Below are 12,641 nucleotides of genomic sequence, written 5' to 3'. Positions count from 1 at the left end.
CCTTCAGAGGATTTCGATCGTCTTTCTAATATAAATACGAACTAACCTTGGAAAAGAATAATTTAACGACCATTTGGAAGGGATGCATCGCGGGTGATCGGAAAGCCCAATTCAGACTCTACCAAATCTTTTCCAACAAAATGTTTGCATTATGCCTTCGTTATAGTAAAGACGAGGATCAAGCGCAAGATATTTTACAGCTCGGGTTTATAAAAGTTTTTAACAAGTCACACCTTTTTAATGAACAGGGATCATTAGAAGGATGGATACGGCGGATTATGGTGAATACGGCAATCGAGGCTTACAGACGTAATGCAGTGAAGTTCACTGAGCCTCTCGAGCAGCAGCATACAGAAATAGCTGAATCCCTGCAGACGCCCGATAATCTAGATTACCAAGATCTACTTGCACTTATAAAAATGCTCCCCCTCAGCTATCGCACGGTATTTAACTTGTATGCAATTGAGGGGTATTCACACCGGGAGATAGCAGAAATGTTAACCATCACCCAGACCAACTCCAAATCACAATTATCGCGTGCACGGAAATGGCTGAAAGAACGACTGGTACAATTAGAACGAACACAATGAAAGACGAACAATTTGACAAATTTTTCCGGGATGCGGCAGCTGAACAAGAAGCGGCGCCAAGTCCAAAAACATGGGCGGCCATCGAAGTTGCACTCGTACCTAAGGTACCCGCTCTAATTAAACGCTCCTGGGTTAAGCTGACCGCCGCGGCCGCCGCCGTCTTGCTCATCGGCATCGGCTATATGTTTTACGCAAACCAATCATCGCGCCCTTACGAGAGGATCGTTCATTCCTCACGCAAAGCGCCAAGGGCGCAAAAATCAGCAATACCCCACACCCATCCAAGCGAATATGAAACTCCCGGTTCTGTGCCAATCACGCAAAAACGATCGGCCGAAAATCAGCGACCGGCCATAGAACCCTTGCCCTTGGAGACGGCGGCACGTGAAAATAAAACGAGCCGTACAATGACGCCTGTAATTCAACAAAAACAGGTTACCATTCCTGCAGCCGCCGAGTTGGCATTTGCCGAATTAGCTTTCGACAATCAACCAACAGATGCCCCAAAGAAGATTAATACTTACGGGGTAGTCGAGATCACCCCTATCCAACCATTGATTGAAAGTCCGGAACAGGAAGATATACTCTTAGCAGAATCCAAAGGAGAGGGTCACAAAATCATCCCGGCTATCCTGAATAAAATCAGCGACGTCATCAACCTGGACGACAATAAAATTATCCGATTTAGTCATGATGAAGAAGGCTCTTTTCAGCTTGACGTTTCCACATCGTATGTAAAATCTAGATTCAAAAAAAGAAGATAAACCGCATGAAAAATAAACGCAACATTAAAACTTGGTTATGTAGTATACTACTACTCAGTATCGGAACGCCACTGGTAGCTCAAAAGGACACAGTAACGACCCAGGACACAATAAAAGACGAACACATCCATAGCGATATTATCCCAACCGTCGGTAAAAAAGACTACGATTACTACGGAGATGAAATTAAATATCCGCGGTTTTTTGGAGGACTCACCTTGGCGCGGATTGATTGGGGTTTCTCCCGTCTTATTGATGATGGCAGCTTTACCTTATCTGAAGGAAACGAATTTTTAGACTACAAAAAAGCTTCCAACTTCGGATTTGATATCGCTCAATTTGGCGTACGTTTTAATGACAAATTCAAAACATATATTTCCACTGGATTTGAGTGGAACTACCTGCGATTAAAACAAAATGTCATTTTCAATACCGAGGCGACCCCTCTTGAGTATGTCACTTCCGAGATAGAATATAAAAAAAATATCTTTACCTCGACCTATCTACGCGTCCCCCTTACCTTTGAATTCCGAGGAAACAGAAATAAACATGGCCACCGCGCTAAAATCGCCGTCGGCGCCATGTCGGGCATACTCCTTAAGGGTACCCAACGCTTAAAAAGCAAACAAGAAGGTAAGCAGAAATTTAAAGATAACTATAACCTAGCAAGCTTTCAGTACGGTCTATTCGCACGCATAGGTTTTGGCGACCTTGGCCTTTTCACCAAATATTACCTCAATGACGTGTTTGAGAACAGCCCCAACCAACAGGGGGTAAGCAACTTCACGTTCGGGGCAACGCTCTGGCTTTAATGAAAAAATACCATCGAAAATAAAACGGGCGTTTGTTTTACCAGAAACGCTCGTTTTTATTTAAAAAAAAGCAATCCACATGCATATTACGATATATCCACGTGCATTTTTGAAGCCGTGTTTTTAGCCGAAAAATAATTGCTTACTTTTGCTTTTAACATATGGCACAAAACTCTTCTTCTTGTCAACACAACCCCGCTGATACCCAAAAAATAGATGCGCCGCATATATTCGGCAAAAACCTTTCACTGGTTTTTGAATCTAAACAAGATGTAATCGCGGTGAACAGCGTGAATTTTAGCATTCAAAAAGGGAAAATAACAGCGATTATCGGGGAGTCCGGGAGTGGCAAAAGCACACTACTTAAACTTATATACGGTTTACTGGAACCCTCCGCGGGGGAGGTCCGTTACCAAGGGTGGCGTGTGCCAACCCGTAAAGACAAACTCATCCCTGGTCATGAGGCCATGAAACTTGTTTCGCAAGGGTTCGACGACCTAAACTTATATGCGAAGGTGTGGGATAACGTTGCCTCGCAGCTACCGAACACAAATATCGCTCGTAAGGAGTCCAAGACGATAGAAATTTTGCAAAAGTTAAAAATTGCACATCTTGCCCAGCAGCGCGTAGCCGACTTAAGTGGAGGAGAGAAGCAACGTGTAGCAATTGCTCGAGCGCTGATTAACGAGCCCGAAACACTGCTCATGGACGAACCATTTAACCAGGTGGACGCAGCATTTCGCGATGCTTTGCAACAAGACATTAAACAAATCGTACAAGAAACCGGACTAACAATTCTACTTGTTTCCCACGATCCGACCGAGGTCCTCGCCATGTCCGATGAGCTAATTGTGATGAAAAACGCGAAAATTATCGAACAAGGAAACCCAGAGAAGCTATATTACAAGCCGAACAATAGTTACACGGCGCAACTCCTTGCAAAAAGCAATATCCTCTCCAGTAGCCAAGCCTCACTATTGGGAATTCGGTCTGTCCAACACATTGGGATACACCAGGAAGACATCTCCTTTACGCTAAGCCAGACGGGCGATTTTTTGATTACAGATATTCGATTCCGTGGTTTTTACAAAGAAATCGTGTTAAGTAAACCGCAATTGACACTGCACACCCTGTTATATCCAGTCACGAATGTTCATATTGGTCAACGCGCAACCGTACATATCATCCGACACGTGAATTTTCAGGATTCCTAGTTTCCGTGAAGAATCGAAGTCTTACTTTTGCTTATCGAGCCATTTAAACAAACTGTCCGACCACGACTTAGGATCTGTCTTATTAATCAGACCAAATCCATGACCTCCTGTTTCATAAATTTCGAACTGATTGGAGATACCGTTTTCTTCTAGTGCCGCTTTATAGCGCAAGGAATTCTCAATAGGCACGGCTTTATCATCTTCGGCATGTACTAAGAATGTAACGGGCGTTTGTTTATTAACTTGTTTTTCCAAGCTATAATAAAGTTCAACATCTTGCGTGGGTTGCTGACCTAACAAATTGGTTTTTGACCCTTGATGTGTTATCGCATCGTCCATCGATATGACCGGATAAATTAACGCGGAAAAATCAGGGCGTAAAGATGTTTTAGACTCATTTTTTATTTCCACATCGTCATAGTGATTGGAAAGCGTTGCTGCTAAATGTCCGCCGGCAGAAAAGCCAATAACGCCAACTTCTTTGTAGGGGTGTTTTTCACGAATCAGCTGCATAGCACGCTCGGCGTCTTGTAGAGGGCCTATTTTGCGATCAACCATCGTCCCATCTTTTGGCAAACGGTAGTATAACACATAAGCGTTATATCCATGTTTATTAAACTCTTTGGCTACCGCATGTCCTTCGTGGTCAATAGCCACGTGTGCGTAACCGCCGCCAGGAATAACCAGGACAGCTTTATCGTTCCCCGGCTTTTCGTAGAGGTATAACACCGGCACATCTTCCGGTGGCAGAGACTCCACATTAGTATTTGGAACAGTCGAATATAGCGCTACCTTTTCCTGCGCTAGGGTGTAATAATTGATAAGTACCACAAACAAAAAAGTATATAAAAATTTCATATTATTATTGATTAGCTACTATAATTAAATCTAGATCCTTAGAAGGTAAGTTAAATTTATCCGCGATATCTTTATTCGTGAGCATGCCTTGATAGAGGTATATCGCACTACGGATACATTTATCACCCCAAATCATATTGTTCATACCCCCACTCTCGCCAATTTGAACGAGTAGCGGAGTGAGAATATTGGTCAGCGCATAGGTCGCTGTACGCGCTACGCGTGAAGCAATATTGGGGACACCATAATGGATTACGTCATATTTGCGGAATGTCGGTTTATCGTGCGTGGTTACTTCGGAGGTCTCAAAACATCCACCTTGGTCGATGCTCACGTCAATAAGTACCGAATTAGCTTTCATCTTGGATACAGTGTCTTCAGAAATAATACAAGGAGAGCGTCCATGTACCGCGCGGACCGCACCGATAACAACGTCACACGAACGTACAGCTTTATTTAACACAATTGGTTGTATAACCGAAGTAAACACGCGGCTACCAACGTTGCTTTGCAACCTGCGGAGGCGATAGACTGAACTATCGAACACTTTTACCTGTGCCCCTAGCGCTATAGCGGTACGCGCAGCATATTCGCCAACGGTGCCAGCGCCGATAATGACCATTTCGGTAGGGGGTACACCAGTCACCCCGCCCAGCATTAAGCCTTTACCGTCAAAAATATTACTCAGATATTCCGCAGCGATTAGCACCGAAGTTGCCCCGACGATTTCACTCATCGCTCGCACGACCGTCAAATGCCCACCCTCATCTTTAAGGTATTCATAGGAGAGCGCGGTGATGTGTTTACGCATCAATGCCTGCAACACCTGCAGGCTCATGAGTGATGGCTGGTGCGAAGATAGCAGAACCTGCCTGTTGCACATCATATCGATTTCCGCTAATGTAGGACTTGAAATTTTCACGAGAATATCACATTGAAATACCTCCGCTGTGTCGTGACTGATTTGGGCACCTTGTTCGCTATAATGCTGATCTAGAAAATTCGAAGCATTACCTGCGCCAGATTCAATTATTACCTGATGACCATACTCTACTAATAACGCGACCGATAAGGGGGTTAAGGGCATTCTTTTTTCTTGGAATGAAATTTCCTTCGGTATGCCGATCTTTAGCGTTCGACTGTTCTTCCCTAAACTAGCTAGTGCTTCTTTAGGTTGAAAAATAGCATTTTGAGCAATTTTCGAGATATCGTTCATAATAACAACAACTTCCGATTGATAACGGGTCTCAATTTAGATATTATTATTGATATTTCGCACTAGGAAGGGTTAATCCGTTTTTTTTTCTAAATTTACGTCAATGAAAAAAGATGCAAATGCAAAAACTCTCTATTTCTAACCAAATCGGTATAGTTCCTCGATGGACCATTTTTATTTTCGACCTTTCAATTGCAGCAATAGCATTCGTATTTGCTTACGCTGTTTATTACTCATTCAATTTAAACGCCTATTTACGTAGCCAATTCGCGATCGAAATCATATATTGTTTGGCAATATCTTCCTTCTCCTTTTTGGTATTTAAACTATATTCCGGCATTGTTCGTTACACAAGCGCGGTCGATTCCATCCGAATATTATCCACTTTGCTGTTTAACATCATCATACTCTTTGCAATCAAACTAACTCTTATTGCTTTACATATTCCAACAATTATCCCGACGAATGTAATTATTATATACACTTTATTTGCATTCACGGGGTTAACCACTTACCGAACGTTAATAAAAATTTTCTTCCAGTATAGCAAAACCAAAACTGCAGAAAAGAAAAACATTGCCGTATACGGCGCAGGCGACCTGGGCATCGCGGTGAAACGGACTTTTGACCATGATTTAAAATCAAATAAATTCATTGTCGCTTACATTGACGACAACGAAAGCAAAATCGGCAAGTATATTGACGGTATTAAGATCTACGACTCAAAGACGCTCGCCCGCTTAATCGACAGACTTGCAATCGACGAATTAATATTTGCTTCGGTGAATATTAGCCCCGATAAAAAAGACCAGGTTATCGATATCTGTTTAGAGAAAAAAGTCAACGTCTTGACACTCCCTCCTGTCCATGAAATTATCAACGGAACGCTTTCACCCAGCCAAATTAAAAAGGTGAAAATCGAAGATTTACTCGAGCGCGCTCCAATCACGCTCTCACATGACAATATCAAGGACCAGCTTGAAGGCAAACGTATCCTAGTAACGGGTGCTGCCGGCTCCATAGGTAGCGAAATCGCCAAACAATTAGGTTTTTTCAATCCGCAATTAATCGTACTATGCGATCAGGCGGAATCCCCCCTGCATAACTTACATTTAGACCTGCAGGACCGGTTTAAAAATCAGGCCTATCAATCTTTCATCGCCGATGTGAAAAATGAGACTCGCATGCGTACCTTATTTGAAACCTTCAAACCACAGTATGTGTATCATGCAGCAGCCTACAAGCATGTACCGATGATGGAGGATCATCCGATTGAAGGTGTACGCACCAATGTGCTCGGAACCTTCACTATCGCTAACTTGGCTGTCGAGTTCGATGTTTCAAAGTTCGTATTTGTTTCCACTGATAAAGCGGTCAACCCGACAAATGTCATGGGAGGTACCAAACGCATCGCCGAAATGTATGTGCAATCGCTTAACAACCATATTCTTAACACACAGCCGGAGCTTAATACACGATTCATTACCACGCGGTTTGGAAACGTACTTGGGTCAAACGGATCTGTGATCCCACGCTTCCGTGAACAAATCGAAAAAGGCGGCCCACTAACGGTAACGCATCCCGAAATTACACGTTACTTCATGACGATCCCCGAGGCCTGCCAATTGGTGATTGAAGCTGGTGGTATGGGAAATGGTGGTGAGATATTCGTCTTTGACATGGGCAAATCTGTAAAAATCGTTGATTTAGCAGAAAAAATGATAAAATTATCGGGATTCACGCCGTATCAAGATATTGACATCAAATTCACTGGTTTGCGTCCAGGAGAAAAATTATACGAAGAGCTACTCAATGATTTAGAGAACACGCTGCCTACACATCATCAAAAGATTATGATTGCAAAAGTGCGAGAAAACAACTTTAACAGCGTTAAAGAGCAATTAAACGAACTTTTCGACGCTACAACAACCAACAATAGCTTGGAGGTAGTCCACAAAATGAAACTGATTGTTCCGGAATTCAAGTCACAGAATTCGATATATGAACAGCTCGACAAGGGCGTAACGACCTCAACTAATTGATAGAAAGCTTAGAATTTATTTAAATACTTGTATTAAATTTTTAAAAGTGTAATTTTGCGTTCCATATTTATTATACGATAATAACAAATGTCAAAAACTAATGTAAATCAAGCTGGACCTAAAAAGACGTCAGGCTCCTTCTTTCAAGACAACCAAAAGAGCATAACATTCATCGTTGGCGGTATCGTCGTGTTGATATTACTATATCTTGGTTATCAAAAATTATACTTGGCTCCTCGCGCGGAAAAAGCTGCGAATCAAATATATAAAGCAGAAGAATATGCAATGATTGATTCATTGCGCGCTAAAGCTATCGACGGCGACGGCTCATTCCTTGGATTTAAAGAAATTGCCGATGAATATTCAAATACAAAGTCAGCAAACATTGCCAATGCCTACCTCGGCGGTCTTTACCTACGTCAAGGAAACTTTCAGGCTGCAATAGAATATCTTCAAAAATATTCTGACACGGGGAGCAAAATCTTAGATCCGTTAGTAACAGGAATGATAGGCGATGCTTATTCGGAATCCAAAGACTACAAAAATGCTTCAACATATTATAAGAATGCGGCTAAGAAAAGTGACAACTCGTACACCGCTCCCCTTTTCCTGAAAAAGCTAGGATTAGTATATGAAGCTTCAGAAGACTTTAAAGCTGCTGAGAAAGCCTATCAAACTATTAAATCTGACTTCCCAGAGAGCCCAGAAGCAAATATGATCGAAGGTGCATTAGCGCGTGTTCAAGCTCATTTATAACACATTCCATTCATTTTATCAGATGGGCAGCTTATTTCTTTAAGCTGCCTTTTTTATTTATCTTTGCCCCATGTCAAGTAGCTTGAAAAATTTATCCGACTTCTCGCACATCGAAGTTGGTAATGCAGTTGGATTAAAGTTTGCGATCGTCGTATCACAATGGAATGCACAAGTAACTGGCGCGCTTTTGGATGGGGCGGTAGAAGGTCTACAAACCCATGGCGCCAACGAAGCGGATATCGATATCATCGAGGTACCCGGAAGCTATGAGTTAATTTCAGGAGCTGATATCGCATTGCGCGCATCTAAATTCGATGCTATTATTTGTTTAGGATGTGTTATTCAAGGAGAAACCAGACACTTTGATTTTATTTGTAATGCCGTAGGCAACGGAATTGCAAATGTTGCCATCAAATACAATAAACCGGTCATCTTTGGCGTCTTAACTACAGACAACTTGGACCAAGCACTCGACCGTTCGGGTGGTAAACACGGGAATAAAGGTGCCGAGGCGGCGGTTACCGCAATTCAAATGGCCCTTTTAAGTCATAAATACTAATGTTACTGTAAAAACGACACTTATGGAACGCTATTTATCAGTTACTAGGTCTTCTACACAATGGAAAATACGCACTCTCCTTATATCCTTCTGGACAACAACATAATGCCATCAATGCAACATCACGCAATCAGGCCGCACACATAGATATCATCCAATAAATTTCACATTATTCTTTAGTTTAAATAACAAGAAAAGAATACCATTTTATATGGGAGATCAACATGAAAAATATTTTTAATATTATTATCGTATTCGCACTTATGTTATCGGGTGTACGAGCGGACGCACAAACGCCGGACGCACTATGGAAAGGCGTGGGTGGAAAATCCAAATGGGATAGCACCAACTACATTCTTTTTACAGCGAACGGCAGATCGATGGATAGCCTTGGGAACGCACGTAAATTTTTGATCAACAAAAAGTCTGGACAAGTCCGATTCGAGGGCCAATCGTCCGAAGGAAATCAGCTCGTCGCACTGTTTAATTTTAAGTCGCACAAACTCACAAAACTTTCTCGTGGTGGACAAGAGCTTAAGGCAACGAATGAAGAGTCGACGGCACTCTTTACGCTTATCAACAAGCAGTTCCAACGCGATGCTTCTTTTATCTTTCTTCCCGTACTTCTTGAAAATGCAAATACTACGAAGGGCACAGAGACATCAAAGATTGTGAATTCAGAGAAGCTTCAAGCGTTTTCCTTTGAACTAAATAACAATACGCTCTCGGGAGAAATTCTTTACAACCCAGAGACAGGACAAATTAAGCAGGTAATCGACCAGTCGGGAAATGAATACTTTGTAAACAACTATAAAGACATTGGTGGTGGATTAATTTTACCAACGACGTTTAAAAGCATGTCTATGCAAGGCAACAACGCGACTTACACTACGGTTGCCGCATTCACAGAAATGGAAGAATCTAAATTCACTAGCTTATAATATCAAAGAAAACAATATGTATTGGGAAAACCTTTCCTCGGTGGAACAACTCGAGCAACTTGCTCAACAAGATCGTGCTTTTATTGTATTTAAACACAGCACCAGATGTTCGGTCAGCAACATGGCAAAAAGGAACTTAGCGATGGATTTTGACTCGACCCAACTTGACGTTCCAGTTTACTATCTCGACCTTATTGCCTTACGTGAAGTCTCGAACTACATATCCTCAAGATGGAATATACAGCACGAGTCTCCCCAAATATTAGTTTTAAAAGCAGACTCGTGTCTCTATGACGCTTCCCATTCAGATATAGAATTAGACGCGGTATTGCCGTTTATTTCTGAATAGTTGAAACAGTACCACTCCTACCGTCATCGGTAATGGTTGCGAAAGAATAGGAATGCCCTTTCTCAACTCTTATACCCTCCCTATAAACAGGGCTTGTTCTACTCGGCATTGAACCGTCTACGGTGTAGTGTATTGCAAAGCCGGGATATTCGGTGTTTGCGTACAATTCGCCGTTTCGCTCGCGAACACCCACTGCGGGTAAACGAAATTTCACTTTTGATGCAATTTTAGGCAGCTCCTTCTGGCCGATCGTATTTATAAGTTCACTGTAATCTTTGTTAAAAGCTTCCCTATCGAATGGCCCATCATTTTCATAATCTTTACGTGGGGACCAGGCTCGTTCTGCCAGCGAGAAAAACCGAGGGAAAACCATATAGTCTAACCGCTTCTCATCGACCACAGTTTCTGCCCATAAGCCTCCCTTGATACCAATTAAATGCGCACGGCCCTTCTCATTCAAACGTACTTTATCTTTGAAGTAACTTTTCTCAAACTTGGCACCTTTTACCGTAAGATCAATATTCGCGAAAAAATTCTCCGGCATAAATAAGTACGATTGGTAGATGTCAGCATAAGTCGCCCATTTCAACCCTGGCTCGACAAAGTTCGAGTTCCAAGCCATGTCAAAATAGTTATTACTCGCACTAATAAACACGGTATTATAACCCGCATTTGCTAAACGATAGGCAAGGTCCTCATTCCCGCCACCTATTAGGTTATTCCAGACATCAAGTTGCATAGCCAAAGAAGTGAATTCGCCGTTAACATCCATCCCCGCCCCTTTATTAACCATCCCAATCTCTTCCCATCCTGCCTGCACAATCCCCCTTTGGGCACAAATTTTGTGAATCTGTTGGACATAATAAGGCCATACTTCGTTCACCGATGTCATCCCTGTTCGATCCATCAGCGCGCGAACCTGCGGCGAACCTTCCCATACCCCAGTTGGAACTTCATCGCCACCAAGCGATATCTTTTTAAGTTCTAATCCGGCATCGCTATACATTGCTTTGAAATCATCGATTACGGTTGCTAAAAATGTATATACCGATGGTAGGGCGGGATTCATCACGTTGTCATGCCAGTATTGTGCAGAGGTATAAACGGAGGTGTCCGCGAAGTCATTCAAAAGATACTTTTTAGCTTCTACCGTGTCACCTTGTGCCAAATAGCGCTGGTAGCGCACTTCCATTGCTTTAATAGCAGCGCGCCCATGGCCCGGTGTCTCAATCTCGGGAACAATCGTTATATGATGATTCTTGGCATATTTTAAAATTTCAACAAAATCTGCGCGGGAGAGAAAATCTCCCGACGTGGCATACCCCCCTGAACCATACACGGGTTGAATTCCACTTTGCTCGGCGAATAGCGGCGTCCTATTTGCGCCAATTTCCGTTAATTCGGGCAATGACGGCATCGCAATTCTCCACCCTTCGTCGTCGCTAAAATGAAAATGGAAGGTGTTTAATTTATATCTGGACATGATGTCCAAGTATTTTATAATTGTGTTTTTAGATTGAAAGTTCCGTGCAATATCGATCATTAGTCCCCGATATTTAAACCTCGGTGCATCCTCTATTGTGAGGAACGGAAATGCGACTTCATTCGCGCTTAACATATCTGTTTCGAGGACAGATCGCAGCGTCTGCAAAGCATAAAATACGCCTGTTGTGGTTGACGCTTTTATCTTTATACCATTCTCGTCAATTACCAAGCCGTATGCTTCACGCGGATACGATCTTGCCGCTATAATGGATAGCTGAGGGCTATCCCTCGAGGGGGTGAATGATAATCCCTCGAATAAAGAAGCAAACTCCTCGATATCCTTTCCAAATTCGTCGAACGCCTCGTCTATCTGATAGGAAACATCCCCCGAGAGGACCAATTCACCCTTCTTTAAGTCTAATGAAGCTGGAGTGGGTAGAACTAGCTTTTGTCGAGATGAGGACTGACGAGTTTCATTCTTATCATATAATTCGGCCCAAAAAGTGTTTTGGGCATCCGCTGTGACAACAATCGGTGAGCCATCTAATTCAACCGGAAAAAATAAGGACGGTACTTCCCGATCCTGAAAATAAAAACCATTAGGCATTATTGAAGTATTAAAAATCGGAAATTGTGACGTATATCTCAATGAAATAGAATCGCGCGGCTGAATAACCAGGTCGCCATTAAATCGAACACAAAATAAATTCCCTCCGTTATCCGTTATCGTGTACAACTTATCTTGTTGTTCAATAATTGGATAGATCGAAGTAAACCAAAGGTCAAAATCACCTAAATCAAACACATCGCTACCCATGTTCTTGATTGTTAAAATCAAGTCGAGATTATCCGTCGCATTATATTCATCGGATATCTGCCAATGAAGCGTAACATTACGTGGATCCATCTGTGCGCGTACGCATAAGGTAGATCCAAGCATGCAAACGAAAAATAGTAATCTAACAAAGACGTTACGTAATGACATAATCTTATTGGTGTTTATGAAAATATGAGTTAAAAATAGCAGTAAAAAATGAAATAAATTTTTTTTACTG

12 protein-coding genes are annotated in these 12,641 nt (G+C 42.2%); 9 read left to right on the top strand and 3 right to left on the bottom strand.

Annotation, left to right across the window (positions count from 1 at the left end; genetic code table 11):
• Positions 1 to 47: 47 nt before the first annotated feature.
• The 4 genes from FM107_RS18365 to FM107_RS18350 all read left to right on the top strand — a co-directional run bounded on the left by FM107_RS18365 (position 48) and on the right by FM107_RS18350 (position 3,380).
• Positions 48 to 590, top strand: coding sequence for an RNA polymerase sigma factor (locus FM107_RS18365; protein ID WP_086949936.1), 543 nt, complete (start codon positions 48 to 50; stop codon positions 588 to 590).
• The gene (locus tag FM107_RS18360; RefSeq protein WP_086949935.1) at positions 587 to 1,354 is read left to right on the top strand and encodes a hypothetical protein; all 768 of its coding nucleotides are present in this window, start codon (positions 587 to 589) and stop codon (positions 1,352 to 1,354) included. The genes FM107_RS18365 and FM107_RS18360 overlap by 4 nt, the downstream gene beginning before the upstream one ends.
• A gap of 5 nt (positions 1,355 to 1,359) precedes the next feature.
• Positions 1,360 to 2,166: an outer membrane beta-barrel protein gene (locus FM107_RS18355; RefSeq protein ID WP_086949934.1), complete on the top strand. Its 807-nt coding sequence runs from the start codon at positions 1,360 to 1,362 to the stop codon at positions 2,164 to 2,166.
• 161 nt (positions 2,167 to 2,327) lie between these two features.
• A complete protein-coding gene (locus FM107_RS18350; RefSeq protein ID WP_086949933.1) occupies positions 2,328 to 3,380 on the top strand; it encodes an ABC transporter ATP-binding protein in 1,053 nt (350 codons plus the stop codon).
• Between the two features lie 21 nt (positions 3,381 to 3,401).
• Here FM107_RS18350 and FM107_RS18345 read toward each other — a convergent pair whose 3' ends face one another.
• On the bottom strand, positions 3,402 to 4,238 hold the full coding sequence (locus FM107_RS18345) for an alpha/beta hydrolase (protein ID WP_086949932.1): 837 nt from the start codon (positions 4,236 to 4,238) through the stop codon (positions 3,402 to 3,404).
• A 4-nt stretch (positions 4,239 to 4,242) separates the two neighbouring features.
• Positions 4,243 to 5,454: an alanine dehydrogenase gene (locus tag FM107_RS18340; RefSeq protein ID WP_086949931.1), complete on the bottom strand. Its 1,212-nt coding sequence runs from the start codon at positions 5,452 to 5,454 to the stop codon at positions 4,243 to 4,245.
• A gap of 119 nt (positions 5,455 to 5,573) precedes the next feature.
• Between FM107_RS18340 and FM107_RS18335 the strand changes: the two genes are divergently transcribed.
• The 5 genes from FM107_RS18335 (at position 5,574) to ytxJ (ending at position 10,101) form a co-directional block, all read left to right on the top strand.
• Complete coding sequence (locus FM107_RS18335; RefSeq protein ID WP_086950065.1) at positions 5,574 to 7,496, top strand: nucleoside-diphosphate sugar epimerase/dehydratase; 1,923 nt, start codon at positions 5,574 to 5,576, stop codon at positions 7,494 to 7,496.
• 87 nt (positions 7,497 to 7,583) lie between these two features.
• The gene (locus FM107_RS18330) at positions 7,584 to 8,252 is read left to right on the top strand and encodes a tetratricopeptide repeat protein (RefSeq protein WP_086949930.1); all 669 of its coding nucleotides are present in this window, start codon (positions 7,584 to 7,586) and stop codon (positions 8,250 to 8,252) included.
• Between the two features lie 70 nt (positions 8,253 to 8,322).
• Positions 8,323 to 8,811 (top strand): 6,7-dimethyl-8-ribityllumazine synthase, encoded by a 489-nt coding sequence (gene ribH / locus FM107_RS18325; protein WP_086949929.1) that lies wholly within the window; start codon positions 8,323 to 8,325, stop codon positions 8,809 to 8,811.
• 224 nt (positions 8,812 to 9,035) lie between these two features.
• Positions 9,036 to 9,752: a hypothetical protein gene (locus FM107_RS18320; protein WP_086949928.1), complete on the top strand. Its 717-nt coding sequence runs from the start codon at positions 9,036 to 9,038 to the stop codon at positions 9,750 to 9,752.
• A gap of 16 nt (positions 9,753 to 9,768) precedes the next feature.
• Positions 9,769 to 10,101 carry a bacillithiol system redox-active protein YtxJ gene (ytxJ, locus tag FM107_RS18315; RefSeq protein WP_086949927.1) on the top strand — a complete coding sequence of 111 codons (333 nt, stop codon included), beginning with the start codon at positions 9,769 to 9,771 and terminating at the stop codon, positions 10,099 to 10,101.
• Here ytxJ and FM107_RS18310 read toward each other — a convergent pair.
• The gene (locus tag FM107_RS18310) at positions 10,088 to 12,571 is read right to left on the bottom strand and encodes a family 20 glycosylhydrolase (RefSeq protein ID WP_143559538.1); all 2,484 of its coding nucleotides are present in this window, start codon (positions 12,569 to 12,571) and stop codon (positions 10,088 to 10,090) included. The genes ytxJ and FM107_RS18310 overlap by 14 nt on opposite strands.
• Positions 12,572 to 12,641: the final 70 nt, after the last annotated feature.

The sequence above is a fragment of the Sphingobacterium sp. JB170 genome (assembly GCF_900163865.1).
GTDB lineage: Bacteria > Bacteroidota > Bacteroidia > Sphingobacteriales > Sphingobacteriaceae > Sphingobacterium.
Note: the sequence above shows the minus strand (reverse complement) of the source record. Positions and strands in the feature narration are given on the sequence as shown.